Annotated in this window: 22 protein-coding genes; 8 read left to right on the forward strand and 14 right to left on the reverse strand. The window is 61.1% G+C overall.

The features are described from left to right. Positions 1-98 precede the first annotated feature (98 nt). Complete coding sequence (locus ACA061_RS11370; RefSeq protein ID WP_210555148.1) at positions 99-545, forward strand: YMGG-like glycine zipper-containing protein; 447 nt, start codon at positions 99-101, stop codon at positions 543-545. On the opposite strand, the gene ACA061_RS11375 is transcribed toward ACA061_RS11370, so the two are convergent. The 3 genes from ACA061_RS11375 to ACA061_RS11385 are packed head-to-tail and all read right to left on the reverse strand — an operon-like array spanning position 530 to position 4,221. Further along, complete coding sequence (locus ACA061_RS11375; RefSeq protein WP_497301585.1) at positions 530-1,555, reverse strand: DUF2955 domain-containing protein; 1,026 nt, start codon at positions 1,553-1,555, stop codon at positions 530-532. The two genes, ACA061_RS11370 and ACA061_RS11375, sit on opposite strands and share 16 nt — an antisense overlap. Beyond that, positions 1,545-2,675: an HlyD family secretion protein gene (locus tag ACA061_RS11380; protein ID WP_497301586.1), complete on the reverse strand. Its 1,131-nt coding sequence runs from the start codon at positions 2,673-2,675 to the stop codon at positions 1,545-1,547. The genes ACA061_RS11375 and ACA061_RS11380 overlap by 11 nt, the downstream gene beginning before the upstream one ends. Next, complete coding sequence (locus tag ACA061_RS11385) at positions 2,668-4,221, reverse strand: TolC family protein (RefSeq protein ID WP_497301587.1); 1,554 nt, start codon at positions 4,219-4,221, stop codon at positions 2,668-2,670. The genes ACA061_RS11380 and ACA061_RS11385 overlap by 8 nt, the downstream gene beginning before the upstream one ends. A 119-nt stretch (positions 4,222-4,340) precedes the next feature. Between ACA061_RS11385 and ACA061_RS11390 the strand changes: the two genes are divergently transcribed. After that, a complete protein-coding gene (locus ACA061_RS11390; RefSeq protein WP_150605166.1) occupies positions 4,341-4,859 on the forward strand; it encodes a transporter suffix domain-containing protein in 519 nt (172 codons plus the stop codon). A 63-nt stretch (positions 4,860-4,922) separates the two neighbouring features. Here the strand turns inward: ACA061_RS11390 and ACA061_RS11395 are convergent, their stop codons facing one another. After that, entirely contained in the window at positions 4,923-5,699 is a 777-nt protein-coding gene (locus ACA061_RS11395) for an NAD(P)H-dependent oxidoreductase (RefSeq protein WP_497301588.1), read from the reverse strand. 84 nt (positions 5,700-5,783) lie between these two features. Between ACA061_RS11395 and ACA061_RS11400 the strand changes: the two genes are divergently transcribed. After that, complete coding sequence (locus ACA061_RS11400) at positions 5,784-6,677, forward strand: LysR family transcriptional regulator (protein ID WP_497301591.1); 894 nt, start codon at positions 5,784-5,786, stop codon at positions 6,675-6,677. Between the two features lie 250 nt (positions 6,678-6,927). Next, positions 6,928-7,713: a DeoR/GlpR family DNA-binding transcription regulator gene (locus tag ACA061_RS11405; protein ID WP_042558769.1), complete on the forward strand. Its 786-nt coding sequence runs from the start codon at positions 6,928-6,930 to the stop codon at positions 7,711-7,713. 159 nt (positions 7,714-7,872) lie between these two features. Here the strand turns inward: ACA061_RS11405 and ACA061_RS11410 are convergent, their stop codons facing one another. The 4 genes from ACA061_RS11410 to ACA061_RS11425 form a co-directional block, all read right to left on the reverse strand. Beyond that, complete coding sequence (locus ACA061_RS11410) at positions 7,873-9,156, reverse strand: NAD(P)/FAD-dependent oxidoreductase (RefSeq protein ID WP_210701939.1); 1,284 nt, start codon at positions 9,154-9,156, stop codon at positions 7,873-7,875. Between the two features lie 147 nt (positions 9,157-9,303). Continuing rightward, positions 9,304-10,668, reverse strand: a complete 1,365-nt coding sequence (locus ACA061_RS11415) for a glutamine synthetase family protein (RefSeq protein ID WP_150618163.1) — start codon at positions 10,666-10,668, stop codon at positions 9,304-9,306. 532 nt (positions 10,669-11,200) lie between these two features. Next, positions 11,201-12,199: a GTP 3',8-cyclase MoaA gene (moaA, locus tag ACA061_RS11420; protein WP_497301592.1), complete on the reverse strand. Its 999-nt coding sequence runs from the start codon at positions 12,197-12,199 to the stop codon at positions 11,201-11,203. Between the two features lie 979 nt (positions 12,200-13,178). Next, on the reverse strand, positions 13,179-14,030 hold the full coding sequence (locus tag ACA061_RS11425; RefSeq protein ID WP_150605160.1) for a CAP domain-containing protein: 852 nt from the start codon (positions 14,028-14,030) through the stop codon (positions 13,179-13,181). 199 nt (positions 14,031-14,229) lie between these two features. On the opposite strand from ACA061_RS11425, the gene ACA061_RS11430 reads away from it, so the two are divergent. Further along, the gene (locus ACA061_RS11430) at positions 14,230-14,850 is read left to right on the forward strand and encodes a cell wall hydrolase (protein ID WP_497301594.1); all 621 of its coding nucleotides are present in this window, start codon (positions 14,230-14,232) and stop codon (positions 14,848-14,850) included. Here the strand turns inward: ACA061_RS11430 and ACA061_RS11435 are convergent. Then, on the reverse strand, positions 14,847-15,734 hold the full coding sequence (locus tag ACA061_RS11435) for a LysR family transcriptional regulator (protein WP_210701943.1): 888 nt from the start codon (positions 15,732-15,734) through the stop codon (positions 14,847-14,849). The genes ACA061_RS11430 and ACA061_RS11435 overlap by 4 nt on opposite strands. 103 nt (positions 15,735-15,837) lie before the next feature. On the opposite strand from ACA061_RS11435, the gene ACA061_RS11440 reads away from it, so the two are divergent. After that, positions 15,838-17,250, forward strand: a complete 1,413-nt coding sequence (locus ACA061_RS11440) for an MFS transporter (RefSeq protein WP_497301596.1) — start codon at positions 15,838-15,840, stop codon at positions 17,248-17,250. 223 nt (positions 17,251-17,473) lie between these two features. On the opposite strand, the gene ACA061_RS11445 is transcribed toward ACA061_RS11440, so the two are convergent. Further along, positions 17,474-18,187 carry a murein L,D-transpeptidase catalytic domain family protein gene (locus tag ACA061_RS11445; protein WP_150618168.1) on the reverse strand — a complete coding sequence of 238 codons (714 nt, stop codon included), beginning with the start codon at positions 18,185-18,187 and terminating at the stop codon, positions 17,474-17,476. 151 nt (positions 18,188-18,338) lie between these two features. Between ACA061_RS11445 and ACA061_RS11450 the strand changes: the two genes are divergently transcribed. After that, positions 18,339-19,955: a L,D-transpeptidase family protein gene (locus ACA061_RS11450; RefSeq protein WP_150605154.1), complete on the forward strand. Its 1,617-nt coding sequence runs from the start codon at positions 18,339-18,341 to the stop codon at positions 19,953-19,955. 3 nt (positions 19,956-19,958) lie between these two features. Here the strand turns inward: ACA061_RS11450 and ACA061_RS11455 are convergent, their stop codons facing one another. The 4 genes from ACA061_RS11455 to ACA061_RS11470 form a co-directional block, all read right to left on the reverse strand. Next, the gene (locus tag ACA061_RS11455; protein WP_497301598.1) at positions 19,959-20,474 is read right to left on the reverse strand and encodes an HvfX family Cu-binding RiPP maturation protein; all 516 of its coding nucleotides are present in this window, start codon (positions 20,472-20,474) and stop codon (positions 19,959-19,961) included. Between the two features lie 389 nt (positions 20,475-20,863). After that, positions 20,864-21,481: a DNA-3-methyladenine glycosylase family protein gene (locus ACA061_RS11460; RefSeq protein WP_497301599.1), complete on the reverse strand. Its 618-nt coding sequence runs from the start codon at positions 21,479-21,481 to the stop codon at positions 20,864-20,866. 1 nt (position 21,482) lies between these two features. Beyond that, complete coding sequence (locus ACA061_RS11465; protein ID WP_150605151.1) at positions 21,483-22,280, reverse strand: isocitrate lyase/PEP mutase family protein; 798 nt, start codon at positions 22,278-22,280, stop codon at positions 21,483-21,485. 32 nt (positions 22,281-22,312) lie between these two features. Next, a complete protein-coding gene (locus ACA061_RS11470; protein ID WP_210701949.1) occupies positions 22,313-23,395 on the reverse strand; it encodes a bifunctional transcriptional activator/DNA repair enzyme AdaA in 1,083 nt (360 codons plus the stop codon). A gap of 179 nt (positions 23,396-23,574) precedes the next feature. Between ACA061_RS11470 and ACA061_RS11475 the strand changes: the two genes are divergently transcribed. Beyond that, the gene (locus ACA061_RS11475) at positions 23,575-23,988 is read left to right on the forward strand and encodes a VOC family protein (protein WP_497301600.1); all 414 of its coding nucleotides are present in this window, start codon (positions 23,575-23,577) and stop codon (positions 23,986-23,988) included. Positions 23,989-24,205: the final 217 nt, after the last annotated feature.

Genomic DNA, 24,205 nt, shown 5'->3' on the forward strand with positions numbered 1-24,205 from the left:
AGATTCGTCGCCCCTCAAGAATTCTTCCTCGGCACCATGAACTACACTCCCTCATTACCCCGCATCACCGCCAACCCCAGGCCCCGCCGGAGGTAATCATGAATCGCCTAACGTCCATCGCGCTGATGATCGCTGCCCTGTACGCCACTCACGTCAGCGCCGAATCCATCGTCCCGCTCAAAGGTCAGACCTCCCAGCAAACCCAGATCGACATCAACGACTGCCACTCCATCGCATCGACTTCAACGACTTCAACACCCCAGGCGGGTGGGCGTCTGAAGGGGGCCGCTGTCGGTGCCGCCGCTGGAGCCGCAGGTTCTGAAGTCCGCGGTCGTCAACACGATGAGGTTTACGACCGCGTCGACGATGATCGCAAGCAGGATTACCGACAGAACCGTGCCCAGCAAACCGCTGCGGCCGGTGCGGTAGTCGGTGGCTCTCGACAGCGGCAAGAGCGTCGCGCGCAGAGCAAAACCGATGCCGCGGCCAGTTCCAGTGCCTACACCGGGTGTTTGCAAGGACGCGGCTATCAGGTCACGCCTTGACGGCGGGTTCTGTGCCCTTGGAGTAGGTGCATCATCAAAACGCCGTAAAGCGTTACCAGGATAAACAGGCCCATGCGCACGGCAAACGCTGTGTAGACGTCTTTGCCTGCCGCGCTGTCCTGCACCGATTGGCCGAGCAGGATGATCATCGTTATCAGGGTGTTGAGCCAGAACCCCGGGCTGAATTGCGTCGGGCTGAGGCGATAGAGTTTGCGCGCCAGCCATAGCCCGATCAGCAACATCCACAGGAAGAACATCCACAAGTGCACGAAAAGGCTTAATCCGCACCACACCAGCACCGCCAAAACGCCGGCGAGCAGGGTCGAACCGACCAGTTCACGCCCCGCGTGATGAGTGTTTGTCGTGGAGCTTTGTTGGCCGAGGCTGACGGCTTTGAGGATGATCGGCATATAGCTGGCCGGGTCGCTCAGGGCCAGCAAAAAGGTTGGCAGCACGATCAGCGTGGCGCGCAGGGCCACGCGCGGTACCTCGTCGGCGGGCATGGCGGGCGGCTTGGGCGGGACGGGGCTGTTTGCCGGTTCCGGGAATAATGCGTGGCTGACGCCGACCACCGCGACTGCCAGCAACAGGCCTTTGACCAACGCACCAATCACCGCTATCGCCAGATCGAATTCAGCGAACCCGGCGGCGGAGATCATGGTGATGCCGATCACCAGAAAGGTCACGATCAGCGGGTTGCCGCCGCGCAAACCAAAGCGGAACACTAGAAACAAACCGAGGCCGATCAATAACACGCCACTCACCGGGTAGTAACGCAGCAGCGGCATCAGCAGCAGGCCGATGCTGGTGGTGAGCGCCGCGACCAACGCCAGCACCAGCGCACCTTTGAGCGGCAATGGTCGGGGCAGACTGGCCAGCAGCAGCACCGCCAATACTGGCGAGATAAACGCCAGCGGCAGCGCCAGCGCATAACTGACGGCGGTGCACAGCGCGGTGCCGAACGCCAGGCGCAACGCCCGTTGCGCCGGGACGCTGCGCTCAGTAGGCATACGACAGCCAGCTCATCAGCCCGACAAACAGCCGCCCCAGCGGATTGAGCGGGTTGCCTTCGGTGGGGAAGGCCATGACTTCAGCCTGACCACCGGCTCGGATCGCGCGGCTGTCGACCAGGCGTTTTTTCGCCTCCTCAGTGAGCTCGATAATCACCGGAAAACGCTGCGCCGGACGCAGCCAGTCACGGCTGTTCTGGATGCTTGGCAAGGTGCCGGGCGCGGGCGTCTGGCCGACGCTGACGCCATAACCGACGCTGCGCACTCGGCCATCGAGGACTTCGCCGGGCAGCGCGTCGAGGACGATGGCCACCGGCGTTCCGGGCTGCACGCGGCCGAGGTTGTTTTCGGTGAGGTCGGCGCTGATCCACACATCATGAATGGCGATCAGGGTCATCACCGGGCTGCCGGCAGCGGTGAACTGGCCGACGTCGGTGCGCAGGTCGGTGATCAACCCGGCCGAACGTGCGCCGATGCGAGTGTTGGCCAGATCCAGTTCGGCTTTTGCCAATGCCGAGGCAGCGCTGCGCAGCTGCGCGTTGGTGTCGGTGTTGCCACCTTCCTGCTCCTGCGCGCGCTGCACTTCGGCGCGGGCGGCGGCGACTTGGGCGACCGCTTGTTCGCGGTTGGCTCGCGATACTTCAAGCAAGCGCACGGAGATGGTGCCCGGATCCTCTTTGTATAAACCTTCCAGGCGTTGATTGTCTTGCCGCGTCTTGAGCTCGTTGGCTTGCGCGGCGCGTAGCGAGGCTTGCGCCGAAGCGATGCCGGCGGTGCTGGCGCCGACCTGACGGCGGGTCGACTCCAGATCGGCTTTCGCCCGATCCACGGCGATTTGCAGCGGCTGCGGGTCGAGTTCAAAGAGCACGTCGCCAGCCTTGACGTCCTGATTGTTGCGCACGTTGACCCGGATCACCCGACCGGCGACTTCCGCCGCCACCGGAATCACGAATGCGCCGACCCGCGCCTGCTGGGTATAAGGCGTGTAGCGGTCGGCGAGCAGATACCAGGCCAGGCTCAGCACAATCAACAGCAGCACCCAGCGGATGCCTTTTTTGGCCGGATCGGTCGGGGCCGGCGCGGGAGTCGGAGCCGGGGCGGGAGGTGCGGCGTCAGTCATGGCGGCTGTCCTGCGACGGGAGTGGATACAGCGGTTGGGCGGGCGGCGCGGTGAGCAAGTCGCCCCAATTTGTGCGTTGTTGCATCTGTTCGCGGGTCGGTTCATCGATCTGCGGCGAAGTGCTTTGCCAACCGCCACCCAGGGATTTGTAGAGGGCGATCAGGTTGCTCACGGCGTTGCTGCGACTGACTAGATAGTTGTCCTGCAATTCCAGCAGCGCGCGTTGCGCGTCGAGCACGCGCTGGAAGTCCGAATAGCCTTCGCGGTATTGCGTGTTGGCCAGCACCAGTGAACGCCGCGCGGCGCCTTCGGCCTCACGCAGAATCCGCTCGCGTTCCAGCGCTTTGCTCAAGCCACTGGCGGCGTCGTCGGCCTCGCGTGCGGCTTGGCGGACCTTGTCGCGATAGGCTTCGATCAGTTGCTGCAAGCGCGCGTCCTGCACCCGTATGTTGTTGCGGATGCGCCCGTAATCGAAGATGTTCCAGCGCAGGCTCGGCCCACCGATCAGGTCGAGGCTGCGCGGTGTGGCGCTGAGGGAGTCGGTAGACCAGACGATGCTGCCGAGCAACGTCAGCGATGGATACAGATCGGTTTCAGCGACACCGACCAGCGCCGATTGCGCAGCGACGTTCAGCTCCGCCGCGCGCACATCGGGACGGCGTAGCAGCAGGTTGGCCGGGACGTCTTGCAGCACCGCGCGATCAACCAGTGGAATCAATGCCGTTTGTTCGGCCAGCAATGCCGCGCCACCGGGCGGCTGGCCAACCAGCACCGCCAGCGCATTGCGGGTGCGCAGCAGTTGATCTTCGAACGCCGGGATGCTGCTCAGCGTGCCGAGGTATTGGGTTTTCGCCTGTTGCAGATCGAGTTCGGCGCTCTGGCCGCTGTTGAAGAGTTGTTCGGTGATCTCGAAATTGCGCTTTTGCTGCACAGCATTTTCCCGGGCGACGCGCAGCCGCGCTTCGGTGGTGCGCAGGGAGAAATAGGTGTCGGCAACTTGTGCGCGCAGCAATACAAGGGCGTCTTCATAGTTGGCTTGCGCGGCAAAATATTGCGCATCGGAAGACTCGATGGCGCGACTGAAGCGGCCCCAGAAATCCAGTTCCCAGCCAACATCAAATGCGGCGCTGTGCTGCCAGAAGTGCAGATCCTGCGGATTGTTGCCGCCGGACTGCTGACGGTCGACATACAGGCTGTCGACGCCGACCTGTTGCAATTGCGGGTAGCGACCGCTTTCGGCGATGCCCAGTTGTGCGCGGGCTTCGAGCACGCGCAGGCCCGCGATTTTCAGGCTGCTGTTGCGCGCATCGGCTTCGCTGATCAGGCGATCCAGCACCGGGTCGGCGAAGACCTGCCACCACTGGCGCAGATCCGGTTGCGCGGCGCGCTCACTGGCCTGCTCCAGAGCCGTGCTGTTCCATTGTTTGCTCCACGCTTCGCCTGGCGGCTGAAAATCCGGCCCCAGGCGCACGCAGCCGCTTAAGCTCAAGGCGCCAAGTAATAGCAGGTGACCGGGCCGCGTGAACAGGGTTGTTGTTGCAGGCATTACGCGTTTCCCAGGCCGCAAATATCACTGGAGCATAGACCGAGGATTACAGGTTGCTCGGGCGAATCTGCTGCTACGCTTTGCAGGCAACGGAACTCCACCCAGACAGGTAAGAAACCATGGACACTGCCCAAGATCCGCTGACCCCGCCGGCTCCCGCAACCTGGCGCTTCAAGGTTGGCGTGGGGATCATTTGCCTGATGCTCGGTTCGTGGCTGATGGTGCCGCTGGCGGCTGCACTTGATGTGCCCGGCTCGAAAGTCGCAGCGCTGACCGGCGTGCTGTTTATCAGCAACAAGGTGTTGTTGCTGGTGGTGATCGCGGTGATGGGCAAGGCCGGATTTGCCGAGCTAAAGCGCACGATCGGGCGTTACGTCTCGGGGATCATTCCAGCCCCGGTGGACGAGGTCGGGCCGACGCGCCATCGCATTGGCGTGGTGATGTTTTGCCTGCCGTTGCTGTCGTCCTTTCTGGAACCGTATTTCGATAACTTCTGGCCAGGGTTGCGGCCCAATCTGTGGCAGATGCAGTTGCTTGGGGATTTGATGTTTGTTGGCAGTTTCTTCGTGCTGGGGGGGAATTTCTGGGACAAGGCTCATGCGCTGTTTGTGCGTACCGCCAAAGTGGTTTCGCCTTGATTTTGAATTGGAATTTATTGTGGCGAGGGGATAAGTCCCCTCGCCACGGGTTTGCATAACGCTCTACTTGATATGTGCAGCAAACCCGACCAGATCCGGTGCAACATCGTCTTTCAACGTCAACGCCGGAATCTCGTAATCCCCCGCATTCTGCTGTCGAAACGCAATCGGCCGCGTGCTCCACAACTCATCCAGTCGCCGTCCCAGTTCATCAGTTGTCTGCGCATACCGCGTTTCATCCATGCGGCTGGTGCGATAAACCAGGAAGGGCGGTAGCACGTCAAAACCGGGGTAGTGGAGTACCCCGTGCTGGATCGGAAACAGCAGGTCATCAATCGGCCCGTTGATCCCTCGTGGGTTGTAGTGCGACTCCCAGCCTCCGGTCGTAACCATCAACATCGCCCGTTTGCCGCTCATTTTCCCTTCGCCATAACGCTCGCCCCAACGGCTGTCGGAGTGTTCGCCGACGCCGTAGGCAAACCCGTAGGCGTAGACACGTTCGACCCAGCCCTTGAGGATCGCCGGCATCGAGAACCACCACAGCGGGAATTGCAGAATCAGCGCGTCGGCCCACAGCAGTTTCTCCTGTTCGGCGGTGATGTCGGCGGCTTGGGTGCCTTGGGCGTAGGCGAGTTTGGAGTCCAGCGATGGATGAAACGGCTGGCTGTCGTCGCGGGCGGGGGCATCGTCGGCGTCGAGTGTGGTTTTCCAGTTCATCGCATACAGGTCGGAAACCTGCACGGTATGCCCCGCAGCTTGCAGGCGCTGGACGGTGAAGTCCCTGAGTGAGCCATTGAGCGAGGTGGGTTCGGGGTGGGCGTAAACCAGTAGTACTTTCATGTTGAAGCTCCGTTGCTGAGTGAGGGCAGGATCGGCGTTCAACAGGTATATTGGAAATGAATGTCTGGCATATCTGGTATAGAGATGAATAATTTACGGCGACTGGATATCAATCTGCTATTGACCCTGGACGTGTTGCTGGCAGAGCACAACGTCACCCGCGCCGCGCAACGGTTGAACCTGTCGCAGCCGTCGGTGAGTGTTCACCTGGCCAAGTTGCGCGACATCTTCGCCGATCCGCTGTTGCTGCCCGGCCCCCGAGGCATGCGCCCGACGGCGCGTGCCGATGAATTGCGTGAGCCGTTGCGCGAGGCGCTAGAGGCACTGGAACGCGCGGTGGCGCCGGCCAGTGCGTTCGACCCGGCGCAGGCGGCGCACACCTGGCGAATCGCCGCGACGGACTACGGCGAATCGACCATCGTCCTGCCGGCCCTGAGCGGGTTACGGGCAAAGGCGCCGGGCACGCGTTTGGCGGTGATCGACCTGACGCCGCCGCAATTGGTCAAGCAAGCCGAGCAAGGGGTGTTTGATCTGGCGCTGCACATCACTGAAGAAGCGCCGCTGGAGTTGCATCAACGTGTACTGTTCACCGAGCACTACGTGTTGGCCGGTCGAATCGGGCATCCGAAGCTGAAGCGTAAACCGAGCCGCGATGAGTTCTGTGCGCTGGAACACGTGATGGTTTCGCGCGAAGGCGGGGGCTTTTTCGGGGGGACTGACAAGGCGCTGGCCGATGTCGGGTTGCAGCGTAAAGTGGTGTTGTCGGTGCCGCACTTTCTGATGGTGATGTCGGCACTGGCGAGCACCGATCTGGTGGCGATGCTGCCGTCACGCTTGGTGCGCGGCAACCCGGCACTGCAAGTGGTCGACGCGCCGCTGGAAGTGCCGGGCTACGAGATGGCGATGTTCTGGGGCGAACGGCTGCATCGCGATCCGGCGCACAAATGGTTTCGCGAACATTTGGCCGCGACGGTGTGACCGTCAGGCATGGCCGAGGGCAACCGCGAACGACACAACGATCATGCAAGCGAAGGCGAAATTGAGATTCATGCGGGGTCCATCCTGGCCTGTTTAGAGTGGCGTCATTCTGAACAGGTTGAATGCAAAGGAAAAATTCGGCTTGTCGATTCCAATGATCGAAGCAATCGATAGCTGCCTGTTTGTGTTTGCCCGACGCTTTCGCTAATCTGCGCGAAACCTGCAATTACAAGCACAAACAGGCAGAATCATGCACGACCATTCCGTCACCGAGCTACCGTCCCTGCGCCGACAGAAAATCCTTTTGATCCTGGAACGCGACGGCAAGGTTATGGCCTCCGAGCTGAGCCAGCATTTTGCGGTGTCCGAAGATACGATCCGCCGCGATCTCGCCGAACTCGATAACGCCGGGCTCGTGCAGCGCGTACACGGCGGGGCGTTGCCGCGGCCCAAAGACACCGGCAAGGATTACTTCACCCGCATCAGCGAAACCGATGAAGTGAAGACCCGCCTGGCGCAGCTCGCTGCCGGACGGGTCAAGGACGGCCAGATCGTGCTGTTCGATTCCGGCACCACCACGTTGCAGATCGCGCGCTCATTGCCTGCGGACATCCGGATCACCGCTGTTACCACGTCGCCAATGACCGCGATCACACTCGCCGAATACCAAGGCATCAAGGTGATTCTTGCGGGCGGGCAACTCAATCTGGCGACGATGTCAGTCAGCGGCCACGAAACCGTACGGCTGCTGCAAAGTATCAAGGCTGACGTGCTGTTTACCGGGGTCTGCGCGATTCATCCGGAAGTCGGGTTGAGCTCGCTGTATTTCGATGAGGTGCCGGTGAAGCAGGCATTGTTCGAGAGCGCTGCGCAGGTGATTGCTGTGACCACGGCGGACAAGCTAGGGGCGGTCGAGCCGTTTGTGGTGACGCCGTGCAATCGCGTGCATACGCTGATTACCGAGCAGCATCTGGCATCGGGCAGTGTTGAGGATTATCGGCGGTTGGGGATTGAGGTGGAGCAGTTGCCTGACTGAATTTTGTAATCAGCGCTCAACCCTGTAGGAGCTGCGGCACGCTGCGATCTTTTGACTTTGATTGTAAAAAACAAGATCAAAAGATCGCAGCCTGCGGCAGCTCCTACAGTGACCGTGGCCGATCAGGAATGCGCACGCGGCGGGCGGGTGGCAGTGCAGTCAACGCAATTTTTCAAGCATCTGGTAATACCACATCCCCGCCGCCAGCAACGGATTGCCGAGCAAATCCCCCATCGGCACGCGAATGTGCTGACATGCCGCAAACGTATCGTACTGCTCCATCTGCCCGGTAATCGCCCGGCTCATGATTTCGCCCATGATGTGCGTCGTGGCGATGCCATGCCCCGAGTAACCCTGGCAGTACCAGACGTTGTCCGAGAGTTTCCCCAGTTGCGGGATGCGGTTGATGACGATGCCCATCGCGCAACTCCACTGATAATCGATCTGCACGCCTTTGAGCGCCGGGAAAGTCTGCTCGATGCACGGGCGCAGTTCGGCAGCGATGTCGCGTGAGTCCTTGCCGCTGTAGTTGGCGCCGCCGCCAAACAGCAGACGACCGTCGGCGGTGAGACGGTAGTAGTCGAGGACAAAGCGGCAGTCGTACACCGCGAGGTCTTCGGGGTTGATTTGCCTGGCCAGATCGCCCAGTGGTGCGGTGGTGACAATGCCGCCCATGGCCGGGAAAATCTTGCCTTTGAGCTGGCCGGGTTCGAGCTTGTGATAGACGTCGCCGGCCAGCATCACCTGGTTGGCGTCGATCTGGCCATGGGCAGTTCTCACGCCTGGTGTGTCACCGTGAATGATCTCCAGCACTTCGCTGTTTTCGAAGATCAGCGCACCGAGACTTTCCGCCGCCCGCGCTTCTCCGATGCACAGGTTGAGCGGGTGCAGGTGCATGTTGCGGGTGTTCTTGATCGCGCCGTGGTAGAGGTCGCTTTGCAGCAGATCGCGCACCTGGCTGCGGTCGAGCAGGCTGACCTCGTCACCCAGACCGCGACGCACGGCTTCTTCGTAGTCCTTGCGCAGATCGGTCATGTGGCTTGGCTTGTACGCGGCGTGCAGGTGGCCGTGTTTGAGGTCGCACTGGATGGCGTATTTTTCCACGCGATGTTTGATGATTTCATGTCCGCGCCAGCGCAGGTGCCAGATGAAATCGTCCACCTCGTCACCGAGTGTCGGGCGCATCTGTTTGCGCATCGCGCCGTCGCCGGAGAGGCTGCCGGTGACCTGCCCGCCATTGCGCCCGGTGGCGCCCCAGCCGATTTTGTTACTTTCGACGATGGCGACCTTCAAACCTTTTTCGGCGAGTTCGACTGCGGTGGCGACGCCGGTGAAACCACCGCCGATGATCACCACATCAACCTTGTGCCGGCCCTGCAGGGTCGAGTAGTCGGTCTCGTGGTTGAGGGTGGCGGTGTAGTAGGAATTGCAGCGATTGGTCATTTTAATTTCCACACAAATTCGGGAGACAGGATGCAGTCCCCTGTGGGAGCTGGCTTGCCAGCGATAGCGGAGTGTCAGTCACCAGAGATGCTGAAGGTGCCGACCCCATCGCTGGCAAGCCAGCTCCCACAGGTTGCAGTGGTGTAATCAGGCCTCGGTCAGATACCACCGCCAATCCTGCTCACCCACTTCAGCCATGAACTGCCGATACTCGGCACGCTTCACCGCCAGATACACCCCGAGAAATTCCTGCCCCAGCGCATCGCGCGCCCACACCGAATTTTCCAGTGCCTGCAACGACGTCAACCAATCGGTCGGCAGCAATTCCTTGGCTTGTGCATAGCCGTTGCCCTCAACCGGCGCGCCCGGATCAAGGTTCTCGCGAATGCCACGATGAATGCCGGCAAGAATCGCCGCCGCCGCCAGATACGGGTTGGCATCGGCGCCGCAGATGCGGTGTTCGATGTGCCGGGTGTTGGCCGGGCCGCCGGGTACACGCAGGCTGACGGTGCGGTTGTCGACGCCCCAGGTCGGCGCCAGTGGCGCGTAGCTGTTGGCCTGAAAACGCCGGTAGGAGTTGGCGTTCGGGCAAAACAGCAGCAGCGAATCGAGCAACGAGGCGAGCATGCCGCCAATTGCCGTGCGCAGCAGCGGTGTGCCGGCCGGGTCTTCGGAGGCGAACAAGTTGCGCCCCTCGTCATCGGCGAGGCTGACATGCATGTGCATGCCGGTGCCGGCCAGATCATCGAACGGCTTGGCCATGAACGTCGCCTGCATGCCGTGCTTGTGCGCCACGGCTTTGACCAGTCGCTTGTAGCGCACCGCCTGGTCCATCGCCTCCAGCGCATCGCCGTGTTCGAGGGTGATTTCCACCTGACCCGGTGCGTATTCCGAGATTGCCGTACGCGCCGGAATGCCGTGCAGTTTACAGGCGCTGTAGAGGTCGGCGAGGAACGGTTCGATCTGTTCCAGCTCGCGCAATCCGTAGACCTGGGTATGTCGCGGTCGACCGCCGTCAGCATCCAGCGCCGGTTGCGGTCGCCCGTTGTGATCGCGTTTGGCATCGAGCAGATAAAACTCCAGCTCGCAGGCCATCACCGGGTTGTAGCCCTCGGCCTTGAGGCCGTCGATGACCTTGATCAGCAGGTGTCGCGGGTCGGCAATGCTGGCGGGCATGCCCTCGGTCGGGTGCATGCTGACCTGCACCGCAGCAGTCGGAATCTTGCGCCACGGCAGGCGCACCAGACTGCCTTCCAGCGGATAGGCGCGGCAGTCGATATCGCCGACATCCCAGACCAGGCCGGAGTTCTCGACGTCCTCACCTTGCACGGTCAGACCGAGGATGGTGCTGGGCAGCGGGCGACCGCTTTCATACACGGCGAGCAGTTCTTCGCGGTGCAACAGCTTGCCGCGCGGCACGCCGTTGGCGTCGAGGATGAACAGCTCGATCATGTCGATGTCGGGGTTTTGTTCAAGGAACAGACGTGCGTCTTCAATGGCTGCGAATTTCATGGCAAACACTCACGTTGGCGCCGCACAGGCGCGCAGATTCAGGCCGGACGCGGCTAAGGGCGTCCTGGCAAGGAATATCGAAAAGTAATCCGTCAGTCAGACGTGTCACTGAAACTGTGGCGAGGGGATTTATCCCCGATGGCTCGCGAAGCGGGCCCAAAAAGGCGGGACTGATACGCAGTCCAGCGGGAGCAAGCTCCCTCGCCACAATGGTTCTTTATTGACTGACGGGAATCAGCGGGCGATATCCGGCGGGCGTGCGGAGTGACGCAGCTTGGAACGGCGCAGGGCCATTGGGAGATTGACGATACGATTCATACGCCGCCCCTGTGAGAGAGGGCGCGCAGAGTAGAGACGTTCAACGATTCTGATTGTTGTAGTGACGTGCTCATAACGCATGTTTCCGTTGGCGGAAAACGTCGGCGGCGGGACTGACCCCTCAACCGGTGTGCCCGGATAGTAAGGGGGAATCTGCGGGCGTGTAAACGACTGTTTCGGGGACTGAGCAGTGTGCCCCCAGGAAAGCGGCGGATCAGCCGCCGGTCATGTTCATGAAGCGTACGACCTGGATCTCGTCGTTGATTTCGAAATTATGCCGATACGGTTTGATTTTCATCGCCTCGATGATGGCGTTCTCCAGACGTTGCGGATGCCCTGGATGAGCGCGCAGCACCGCTTTCAAATCCACCGAATGTTCGTTACCCAGACACAGTAGCAGGCGACCTTCGACGGTGAGCCGCACCCGATTGCAGGTGCCGCAGAAGTTGTGGCTGTGCGGCGAGATAAACCCCAGGCGAATCTGCGGAGCCTCGGCCAGACGCCAATAGCGCGACGGCCCTTGAGTCGATTCCGTCGAGTCGATCAGGGTGTAGCGCTCGGCGATTTTTTCACGCACCTGCACGCTGGAAAAAAACGACTCGGCACGGCTGTGGTCGCTGATGATCCCCAGCGGCATTTCCTCGATGAAAGAAATATCGAGCTGACGGTCGATGGCAAAACTCACCAGATCATTGATCTCGTGATCGTTGCGGCCCTGCATCACCACGCAGTTGAGCTTGGTACGAGTGAAACCGGCCTGGCGCGCGGCATCGATGCCGTCGATCACTTGTGCCAGATCGCCGGTGCGGGTCATCTGTTTGAAACGCTCGGGATCGAGGCTATCGAGGCTGATGTTCAGGCGCTTGACCCCGGCGTCGAACAGCGGCGCGGCGAGTTTGCCCAGTTGCGAGCCGTTGGTGGTCAGGCACAGTTCCCGCAGGCCGGGCAGCGCGGCGATCTGCTCACACAACTGCACCACGCCGCGACGGATCAGCGGCTCGCCGCCGGTGAGGCGAATCTTGCGCGTGCCCAACGCCACGAAGCTCTGCGCCAGTTGGAAAATTTCTTCCAGCGTCAGCACTTGCTGGCGTGGCAGAAACTGCATGTCTTCAGCCATGCAATAGACACAGCGGAAGTCGCAACGGTCGGTCACCGACATGCGCAGATAGTCGACCCGGCGGTTGTGAGCATCGATCAGGACGCGCTCTGTCATGACTGCCTCGCAGTATTGAAACCGCTGATGAACGGGTTTGGACGGGCAGGGTAGGCGTAACTGCCACAGGCGTCCAATCAGTGAAAGTTAACGGCTGATTGATAGCGTCGATGACCGACATCGCCAGAAGGCTGTCCTACACCACCGACCCATGTGGGAGCTGGCTTGCCAGCGATTAAGCCAGCACAGTCGATATTAATGTTGACTGACCCACCGCCATCGCCAGCAGGCTAGCTCCCACAGGAAAGCTGTGTTGGTCGAAAAATCCATGAACACCGCAACACCCTGTGGGAGCTGGCTTGCCAGCGATTAAGCCAGCACAGTCGACATTGATGTTGACTGACCCACCGCCATCGCCAGCAGGCTAGCTCCCACAGGAAAAGCTGTGTTGGTCGAAAATCCATGAACACCGCGACACCCTGTGGGAGCTGGCTTGCCAGCGATGAGGCCAGCACAGTCGACATTGATGTTGACTGACCCACCGCCATCGCCATCGCCAGCAGGCTAGCTCCCACAGGAAAGCTGTGTTGGTCGAAAATCCATGAACACCGCAACACCCTGTGGGAGCTGGCTTGCCAGCGATTAAGCCAGCACAGTCGATATTGATGTTGACTGACCCACCGCCATCGCCAGCAGGCTAGCTCCCACAGGAAAAGCTGTGTTGGTCGAAAATCCATGAACACCGCAACACCCTGTGGGAGCTGGCTTGCCAGCGATTAAGGCAGCACAGTCGACATTGATGTTGACTGACCCACCGCCATCGCCAGCAGGCTAGCTCCCACAGGAAAAGCTGTGTTGGTCGAAAATCCATGAACACCGCGACACCCTGTGGGAGCTGGCTTGCCAGCGATGAGGCCAGCACAATCGACATTAATGTTGACTGACCCACCGCCATCGCTGGCAAGCCAGCTCCCACAGGTTTTGTGGTGTGCACAGAATCAGTCCACATCACCGAGCATTGCAGGCGTGAGCCTGAGGGTTATTGCGCACCAAACATCGCGGTCCAGTAAATCCCCGCATCGCTTTTCGGATCGGTCGCATAAGCGGCGCCCAGTTCCTTGTATTGCGGGTTCATCAGGTTGGCGCAGTGGCCGGGGCTGGCGAGCCAGCCGTCGATGACTTTGCCCGCGGTGTCTTGGCCGGCGGCGATGTTTTCGCCAACCAGTTGACCGCTGTAGCCCGACAGCTCAGCGCGATCGCCGGGGGTGCGGCCGTCGCGGTCTTTGTGGTCGAGGTAGTTTTTGTTGGCCATGTCGCGGCTGTGATCCTGAGCGACAGTGCCCAAGGTCGCATTCCACGCAAGCGGTGCGGCGGCGGCAAAGGCCTGGCCGCCACACTGGCGGGGCTGGCTGCGCGCGGTGTTGAGTTGTTCGAGCAATTTTTGCCCTTCACTCTGCGCGTCGCCAAGTTTGGCTGACAGCAGCGGCCGCGCCAGCACGATGCGCCAGTCGCGATCGGCGCGGCTGACGCCGACATCGACAAACTGCGGATCCAGCACCACCTGACAGAAACTCTCTTGAATCGCCTTCATCGCCGACGCTGCATCGCGCGGGCCGTTAAGGGTGATCGCCTGTACGTTGACCATCGGGTAACTGGCGCTGGCCATGGCTTGCTGCAGATTGACGGCGCCGCTGGCCGGCAACCTCAGGCGTGGATCAGCCGACAGGGGCGGCAACTCACTGGACGCCTGCGTGCCACAACGTTGCGGCTGGCTGCGATAGCTGTTGATCGACTCGATCAGTTGCAACTCGTCGGTGGCCAAGGCCGAGGCGGCAAACATCAGGCCTGCGGACAGCGCGGCAAATCGCAAAACGGACGGCATGAAGCGCATGGAATTCTCCCTTGAGCTGAATGCGCACATGATGCGCGAAACGCCCCCGGTGGGCGCAATGTCTTTTTCTTCAGTCGACGGTTTTTTCTACGGAACGCTGTGCGCGATTTCGCCGTCTACACTCAGCCAAGACCCCGGGATCCGGGCGTCTCCCCGACGTAACACCTTGCCCGCATCGGGCCCTGCCGGAAGAATTCACATGGGATTGAAATGGTTGGCTGGCTGTTTCGCATTCACTCTGTTGGCCAGCGCTGCCTGGGCCACCGATCAAGCACCGATCAAAGCCAAGGCTGAAGAGAAAGCCCAGGTGCTGGAAGAAAAAGCCGCCGATAAAGTCAGCGCGGCACCGGCGCCGAAATCCGAGGCGATCACCCCGAAGGAAGTGCAAGCGGTAGACCCTGTTGGCGCCGCGCCGCTGGATGATCCGATCACCTGTCTGGCGCGCAGCATCTACTGGGAAGCCAAAGGCAAGGACACGCCGGAAATGGAGGCCGTGGCCAATGTGGTGATGAATCGCCTCGGCCATGACGGTTTTCCAGACACGGTGTGCGCCGTGGTCAAGCAAGGTTCGGAAACCAGAAGCTGCCAGTTTTCCTGGTGGTGTGACGGGCGCCCGGATCAGGTCCAGGAAGACGCCGAGTACGCGCTCGCCAAGGAAGTTGCCGGCAAGGCGCTGAACCGTCAGCTCAAGGATCGCACCAACGGCGCGCTGTATTTCCACGACCGCAACGTCCACCCGAGTTGGGCCAGGGAATACCGGAAAACCGCCGAGACGAAAAAATTCCTCTTCTATAAACCCGCCGGCGGCGATGCGCGCTAGGCGCAGACTTCCCGCACGCAATCGCGCAGCCAGCGATGCGCAGGGTCCGCATCCATGCGCGGGTGCCAGAGCATCGACACGCTGATCTGCGGCATCTTCAACGGCAGGTCGAAACTGTGCAGGCCCGTGCGCAGTTTGCTGGTGTGACGCTCCGGGACGGTGGCAATCAGGTCTGATTCACGCACCAGCGTCAGTGCCGCCGAAAACCCGCCGAACGACGTGACGATGTCCCGTGTCAGTCCGCACTCGAGTAGCGCTTCGTCTACCGGGCCGCTGCTGCGCCCGCGCCGCGACACCAGAATATGCTGGCCTGAGGCAAAGCGTTTGGCGCTGACTTTGCCTGCGCTCAAGGGATGGCCCTCACGTACAACACCGATCCAGTGATCGTGAAACAGGATGCGGCTGTGCAGCGTCGGGTCGGTGCTGTCGTCGACCACACCGGTCTCCAGATCCACCCGGCCTTCGCGCAGCAGCGTGCTGTCCTTGTCGGCTTTTTGCACAAAACGCAGACGCACGTTGGGCGCCTCGGCGGCAATGCGGGCGAGCAGGGCGGCAGCGAAGGTTTCAACAAACCCGTCGGTATTGCGCAAGGTGAATGTGCGTTGTAGCCGGGCGGGATCAAGCACTTGCGCGGGGCGCAAAACCGCCTCGGCTTCCTGCACCAGGTGACTGACCCGTTCGCGCAATGCCAGCGCGCGCGGCGTTGGCACCAGGCCTCGACCGGCGCGCACCAGCAAAGGATCTCCGGTGGTTTCGCGCAGACGGGCCAGGGCACGACTCATGGCCGAAGGGCTCAACCGCAGGCATTTGGCGGCGCGGGCGACGCTGCCTTCACGCAGCAGCACGTCGAGGGTGATCAACAGGTTCAGATCCGGCGTGGTCATGACATGGCGTTCCATGCAGGTATTGAGTGCAAAGCATGCGTCTTGCGCCTTGTATTGTCCAGGCTCAGGCTATGGCGCAGGTCCTTTGTACAGTGAGCACACCATGCCCAGACAACCCCTCAATACCCAAGCCCGCTGGGCGCTGACCAGTCTGGCGCTGTCGATGTTGATGCCGTCGCTGGACACCAGCATCGCCAATGCCGGGTTGCCGACACTGGCGGCGGCGTTTGATGCGACGTTCCAACAGGTGCAGTGGATTGTCCTGGCGTACCTGCTGGCAATCACCACGTTGATTGTCAGCGTCGGACGTCTGGGCGATGGCTTTGGTCGGCGGCGCTTGCTGTTGATCGGGATAGGCATTTTCACCAGTGCTTCATTGTTTTGCGCGCTGGCCCCGGGGCTTGGCTGGCTGATCGGCGCGCGGGCGGTGCAAGGCGTTGGCGCAGCGATCATGTTTGCGTTGACAGTCGCACTGGTCGCCGATGCGGTGCCCAAAACGCGGGCGGGCAGTGCGATGGGGTTGCTGGCGACGATGTCGGCCACCGGCACCACGCTTGGTCCGTCGCTGGGTGGGTTGTTAATGGCGCATGTTGGCTGGCAATCGATATTTTTACTCAACGTGCCATTGGGATTGCTCAACGCGTGGCTGGTGTACCGCTATCTGCCCGCAGATCGGGCCGCAGGGCCGCGAGTTGCGTTTGATTACCTCGGCAGCGGGGTGCTGGTGTTGACGCTGGCAACCTATGCGCTAGCGATGACGCTTGAGGGTTTCACGCTGGCGTTGCTGTTGATCAGCCTGTGCGGTGCGGGATTGTTCATCGCGGTCGAGATGAAAGCCAGGGCGCCGCTGATTCGCCTGTCATTGTTCGCCGATCTGCGCCTGAGCGGCAGTCTGGCGCTGACGTTGCTGGTGACGACCGTGATGATGACCACGCTGGTGGTCGGGCCGTTTTACCTTAGTCGCGGTTTGGATCTCAGCCACACCGTAGTCGGGCTGGTGTTGTCGGTTGGGCCGTTGCTGGCTGCGCTCGGTGGCGTGCCGGCCGGACGGCTGGTCGATCGTTTCGGCGCACAGCGGGTGGTGCCGGGCGCCTTGCTCGGGATGGTTTGCGGTTGCGGGTTATTGGCGCTGCTGCCGATGAGTTTCGGATTGCCTGCCTACGTGTTGCCGATGACGGTGATCGCCGGCAGTTATGCGCTGTTCCAGGCGGCCAACAATACCGGGCTGATGGCGGCGGTCAGTCAGGACCAGCGCGGCGTGGTATCGGCGCTGCTCGGGCTGGCCCGCAATCTGGGATTGATCACCGGCGCGGCGGCGATGGGCGCGGTGTTTGCCGTGGCCACCGGCAACCCGACCCAGGCGCCCGCCGCCGTCATCGGCAGTGGCATGCACATCACCTTCGGCGTTGGCACGGCGTTGATGGTCATGGCCATGATCATCAGCCGAATGCAGATTAACGGCAGGAGTGAGCCTGCTGGCGATGGTGTGGGTACAGCCAAAGCATCCGGTGAATGACCTGCCGCTATCGCCAGCAGGCTGGCTCCCACAGGAAATCTGCATGGGCCGAAAAATTGTGGACACCACTAATCCCTGTGGGAGCTGGCTTGCCAGCGATGGGGTCGGCACAGTCGACATTGATGTTGACTGACCCACCGCCATCGCTGGCAAGCCAGCTCCCACAGGTGGTTTTCGCAGTGCGGGGGGCACACCACCCCTCAAGGGTTTTGTGGTGTTTCTCTTAGCTGGCGTGGGTACTGATGATGCTCGCCACTTGCTGCGGCTGGCAGTTGAGATACGGCGACTTCCTCAGCCAGCGCTGATCCGGGTACCACGAGAACATGAACTGGCCGTTTTTCAGTTTGTCGATCACCTGTTTCGCAATCTGCGGGCGGACGGCCGGGCAGCCCTGGCTGCGACCGATGCGGCCCTGACGCTTGCTCCACAACGGATTCACGTAATCGGCGGCGTGAATGACGATAGCGCGATCACGCGCCAGATCATTGAAGCCGGGCTCCAGACCATCCATGCGCAGCGAGTAACCATGAGTGCCGCTGTAGCTTTCCTGGGTGCGGAACAAGCCGAGGCTGGACTGATAGCTGCCTTCGACATTGGAAAACTGCGTGGCGAAGTTTTCCCCGGAGTTGGAGCCGTGGGCGACCAGATCACGCAGCACCAGTTTTTTCCGGTTGAGGTCAAAGATCCACAGTCGGCGTTCGGTGGACGGCTGCGAATAGTCGATGATTGCCAGGTGGCGGGACGGCTTCGCACCGTTATTGACCGCACATTGCATGGCGCTCAAGGCACCTTTCAGCGCTTGGGGATTGAGTTCTGGCGCGGCGTGCGCGAGGCTGGTGAAGAGAACCGGCGATGGTTTGCCGGCGGCAAAAGCTGGACTGGTCACGGCGACAAGGGTCGCGGTGGTCAGCAGAAGTCGGCGCAAATACGTCAACATTTATAAAGTGTCCTCAACTTGCTACTTATTTGGCACTTTGGCTCCTGACGTCCAGTCGTAACCTGCAAGCCCGAAGTTCGAGCCTGACTGTTCAGCGCACCTGATGTAAGGTTGGCCATCATCAAGGTGGCCATGGATTGGAGTAAAGCAGTTGTTCAAAAAGTACGCATGCTACTTGAGCATTTGTTTGCTCGCAGCGCCGTTTGTCGCTTGTGCCGATGAATCACTGCCGCCGTTGCAGACGCTGCCGACGCCTCCTGCCGAAATGCCGGTCGAGTTGCAAAGTCCATTGCATGCCGTATTGATCGGTCTGCCACAGACCTGCCCGGCGCTCGCAAAACAGCTCAGCGGCCCGTCGTTGCAACAGTTGCAAGCCTTCTATCAGCAGCAGGACTGGATGCCGGTGTGGGCCAGCGAATCCGGGCGATTGCAGGCCTTGCAGGCGCAATTGCCTTTGTTGGCCGACGATGGCCTCAGTCCGCAACGCTATCCGGTCGCGATCACCGCGCCGCAGGATGGCGAGTTGTGCGCCGATATCGATATCAGCCGCTATTACCTGCAAGCCCTGCAGGATCTGCACTATGGCCGTCTGCTGCAATCGCACTTCGAGCCGTTGTGGCATGCCGATGATTCCCAGCGTGACCGTCAGGCCGAACTGCTGGCGATTGCCGTGCCGGGTATGCATGACATTCCTGCTGCGTTCGACCTGGCCCGTCCGCGTCTGGCGCAATATCAGAAACTGCGCCAGCTCTACGCCGCACAACGGCTCACAGCCTTGCCGAAATGGCAGTCGGTGGGCAGCGGGCCGCTGTTGCGCCCGTCCATGGAAGACAAACGCGTGCCGGAACTGGCCCAGCGCTTATACAGCGAAGGCTATCTGAGCCACGCGGTCGGCACCACCGACATTCTTTACGAAGGCGCGTTGGTGGACGCGGTGAAAAGCTTCCAGGCCAATCATTCGTTGCAGGCTGACGGTGTGGTCGGGCCGGGGACGATTGCCGAACTCAACATCAGCCCGATGGCCCGCCGCGAACAGCTGCGGGTCAACCTCGAACGGTTCCGTTGGCTGGCCCAGGACATGGAGCCCGATGGTTTGCTGGTTAACGTCGCAGCGGCGGAACTGACTTTGTATCAGGGCGGCGAACCGGTCTGGCAGACGCGCACCCAAGTCGGCCGTGCCGAGCGTCAGACGCCGCTGCTCAAATCCCGCGTCACGCGGCTGACGCTGAACCCGACCTGGACCGTGCCGCCAACCATCTGGAAGGAAGACAAACTGCCGGAAATCCGCAAGGACCAGACCTTCCTCAGTCGGCATAATCTGCAAGTGCTGGATGCCAACGGTCAGCCTTTGGCAGCCGCAGACATCGACTGGGACCACCCCGGCAACATCCTTTTGCGCCAGGACGCGGGGCCACGTAACCCGTTGGGGCAGATGGTCATTCGCTTCCCCAATCCGTTCTCGGTGTATCTGCATGACACGCCGAGCAAGGCGTTGTTCGAAAAAGGCCCACGGGCGTTCAGCTCAGGCTGCGTAAGGGTCGAGCATCCGATGCAATTGCGCGATCTGCTGCTCAGCCCGGCGGAAAAGGCGCGTACCGACACCTTGCTCGCCACCGGCGCCACCCATGAGTTTCGCTTGTCGGCGCCGGTGCCGATCCTGATGACCTACTGGACGGCGCAGGTCGACAGCGCCGGTCACGTGCGTTATTCGCCAGACATCTACAGCCGTGACAGTGCCTTGCTGGTGGGCCTGGATCGCGCGCATTAAGGTTCAGCGGTCGCGGCGACTCCAAAACACCCGCGCCAGCCACGCATCGATGCTCAACTTGCCGGCGCCGGCGAATACCAGGGGCACCAAAGCTGCCAGGTAAATCGCCGGCAGCTTGAAGTTGCCGAAGCCTTTGTTGGTGATCGCGTAACCCTGCGCCAGTTCGCTCAACGACGACCAGTCGGCGGGCCAGTGCACGGCGGCAGTAGCGACGACGGTCACCACGATCAGCGAAATGGCCGAGATTCGCGTGCCGAAACCGATAAGAATCGCCAAGGCGCAGATCAGCTCGGCCCACATCGACAGTTCCCAGTTCAGCGTCGCCGGCAGGTGATCGAATGGGAATGGGAATTTGTCCTGAATGTCTTCGAACCAGTTCTGCCCGTTGAACTTTTCGAGCCCCGACTCGAAAAATTCCCAGGCGATAAACACGCGCAGGGTCAGCGGCGCCAGCCAGGCACCGGCGCGGTCAAGGTTCAGGTGCAGGCCTTTGACGGCGCTTGAGAGGGTGGTGGTCATGGGGAATCTCCGGTGGATCGGATGAGTGGGATCGACCGGGTGATTTGAGCGCTGGGGTGTGTTGGTGGTGTGTCGCCACTGTGCGGATTTGTGCATTGGATGTGTCTGCCGCCTGGCGGTACACACTGCGATACAGTCCACCGAATTCCCCTGTAGGAGCTGCCGAAGGCTGCGATCTTTTGATTTGGTTTTTTTAAAGACAAAATCAAAAGATCGCAGCCTTCGGCAGCTCCTACATTGGGGTAGTGTCTGGTAGTGGAACATGTGCGGAACGTATAGACGCCATCGCTGGCAAGCCAGCTCCCACAGTGTCTGGCGGCGAACACAAGTTTTCCATCCGACACAAAACCTGTGGGAGCTTGCTTGCCAGCGATGAACGATGATGCGGTCTACGGCTTGGCCACCCGCCACAAATACCAGGCCGCCACCGTCCGATACGGACTCCAGCCCAAACCAATCTCAACCATCTGCTTACGGGTCGGCTGCACCTCTAACCCCTTCAACCGCCTATACCCCTCGCGCACGCCAAAATCATCCGCCGGCAGGATATCCATCCGCTCAAGGCTGTAAATCAACAGCATCTCCACCGTCCAGCGCCCGACCCCGCGCAGGCTGACCAGTCGCTCGATCAGCGCTTCATCATCCATCGCCAACGCCGTGACGTAATCCGGCACCACGCCATCCAGCGTCGCTTGGGCGATCCCCTGAATCGTCGCAATCTTGCCCGCCGAAAACCCACAGCTGCGCAGGTGATCAAATCCGGTTGCGAGGATTTGCTCCGGTTGCGGAAACGATTGCCCGGGAAACAACCCGACCAACCGAGCGACAATCGCATCTCCAGCCTTGGCATGCAGTTGCTGATAGGCAATCGCCCGCACCAGCGATTCGTACGGATCGCGCGCCGGATGCGGTTGATGCAGGCAAGGGCCGACAGCGGCGATGTGTCGTTGCCAGTCGGCATCGAGCGCGGCCAGAAATGAGCTGGCCGCCTGATAAACATCGGTCATGTTATTTCAGCAAACCGTTGACTTCGCCGTAGGTGAACCCCTTCAGGTCGTGGGTATCGAGTTTGCCGCTGGTGAGGAAACTCTTCATCAGCCCACCCATTGCGCCGTACAGGAATTCAGCGATGCCGGAGCCCGCGCTCAATCGGCGCACGCCCAGCGCTTGCAGCTCGGACGGCGAGGGCAGACCGGCGAACCCCAGCACATTCACTGGCAATGAAGTGCCCTTGCAGATCGCTTCGATCTCGTAGGCTGCCGTGACGCCGGCGGCGAACAAACCATCGGTGCCAGCCGCTTGATACAGCGCGGCACGGCGCAGCGTTTCGGCGACGCGATCTTCGGCCGGCACCAGAGCGCGCAGGTAGACGTCGGTGCGCGCGTTGATGAACAACTTTACATCGCGTTTGTTGGCGACCGTTCGGGCCAGTTCGATCTTGCGCGCCAACAGGTCTGGATCAGCCGAGCCGTCTTCGATGTTGATCCCGACAGCGCCGGCCGCGATCACTGCATCGAGTACTTCGGCAACGCGCCCGAGGTCATCGGAATAACCCGCCTCGACGTCTACGGTCAACGGTACGTTGATCACCCGGACGATCGATTCCACGGTCGAAATCAGCCGTTCGAGAGGCAGGGCGTTGCCGTCCGGATAACCATGCGCCCAAGCGACTGCAGCGCTGCTGGTGGCGACGGCGTTGCCGCCCAGCTGTTCGACCAGTCGTGCACCGGTGGCGTCGGCGACGTTGGTCAGGATCAGCAAGTCCTGTTGGTGCAACTGGTGAAACCGAGTGTCGAGCGCGTCCATCGAAATTCCTTTTTGTGGGTTGATTCAAGTCGTCAGAAAGCCAGTTGTTGCGTGAGCTGTACGGCGGCGTTTTCCAGCCTCAACAGGAACGCCTTGCGCGGCTGACCTCCACCATAGCCGGTGAGCGAGCCGTCCGCGCCGATCACCCGATGACAAGGCACCACAATCGAGAGGCGATTTTGACCGTTGGCCAGGCCCACCGCGCGACTGGCGCCGGGTTTGCCCAAGCCTGCGGCAACGGCGCCGTAGGTGCTGGTGTGACCGTAAGGGATTTGCTGCAGGGCCGACCAGACTTGCCGGGCGAACTCACTGCCGGGCAAGTGCAAGGCGACGGTAAACGCGGTCAAGCGGCCGGCGAAATACTGCGCCAGTTCACGTTCGATCTGCTGCAAATGCGCGTTATGCCCCGGTGCGACCACGTAGCCATAGCGGTTTTGCAGTTCCTCGACTTCCCGGGTCAATGCCGGCCGGTCGAGAAACTCCAGCAACACCAGTCCGCGTTGTTCAGCCATGGCAATCATCGGCCCCAGCGGCGTGGTCAGTCGGGTAAACAAAAGCGGTTCACTTTGGGCGGTGCGGCCCGGGGTGATGTGGAATGACTTCTGAAAGGCATCGCGAAACCCGCTGAGCGATTCATACCCGGAATCGAACGCCGCGTGGTCGATCGAAGTGCCTTGCTTGATCCCACCCAGTGCCATGCCCAGGCGCCGGGTGCGCAGCCAGGCATGGAACGTCATGCCGAAATGCTGCTTGAACCAGCGCCGCAGCTTCAGCGGTTCGATGCCTTCGGCGAGCAATTGCGCATCGCTCCAGCGCAGCTCGGGGTCCGCGTCGACGGCCGCGAGCAAACGCTGTACCCAGTCCGGCGCGATGGCCGCAGCGTCCAGCGGTTTGCAGCGCAGACAGGCGCGGTAACCGGCGCTCATGCATTCGTCGGCATGGGCGAAGAACTCGACGTTCTCCGGTTTCGGTTTGCGCGCCGTGCAACTGGGGCGGCAGAAGATGCCGGTGGTTTTCACGGCCGTGAAGAACACGCCTTCATAGGCAGTGTCGCGTTCGAGCATGGCGCGAACCATCTCGGCGTGGGGCGGCAGGGCAGCGGTTTGTATGTTCATGGGGTGAGAGTAAAACCAGATTCTCGATGGCTCCACCGAAAAATCGACAATGAATTCCGGCTGACGCTGAACTATTGTAGGAGCTGCCGCAGGCTGCGATCTTTTGATGTTGATCGTGAAAAAACAAGATCAAAAGATCGCAGCCTGCGGCAGCTCCTACAGTTTGTTGAGGTCTGCCCATGCATCCGTTTGTAATTCAGCACATTGATCACATCGTCCTGCGCGTCGCCGACTTGCAACGCAGCATCGATTTCTACGGCCAGTTGTTCGGTGCTGAAGTGGTCAAGCGCAATGAACCGCTGGGGCTGGTGCACTTGCGCGCCGGGACGTCGATGATCGATCTCGTTGACCTTGCGGGCGACATCGGCCGCCAGGGTGGTGGGGCGGCGGGTGCGGAGGGGCGCAACGTCGATCACTTCTGCCTGCGCATCGAGCCATTCGATGAAGCGGCGCTGATCGAGCATTTGCGGGCGCACGGCCTTAGCGTGGAAAAAGCCGCCACCCGCTTCGGTGCCGAGGGCAACGGCTTGTCGCTGTACTGTTTCGACCCGGATGGCAATCAGGTCGAACTCAAAGGTCCGTCGCAGGCTTAAGCCCGTTTCGCAGGCCCATCCAGTCAGGCGGTGCTGTCGCGGTACAGCAACCGCAGGTGCGTCAAGTCGGGTCGAACTTTTTGCGTCAGAAGGAACTCTGAAATGTCCGAGGGCTGTGGTTTCGTTAGAAAAAACGATCTGCGCGGTCAGAAATGTCGTTTGACGTGTAAAATTTCACGCGACGTTTTTACACCCCGAATGGCCCCAGGCGGCCTCA

The organism is Pseudomonas sp. LBUM1668 (genome assembly GCF_059695715.1).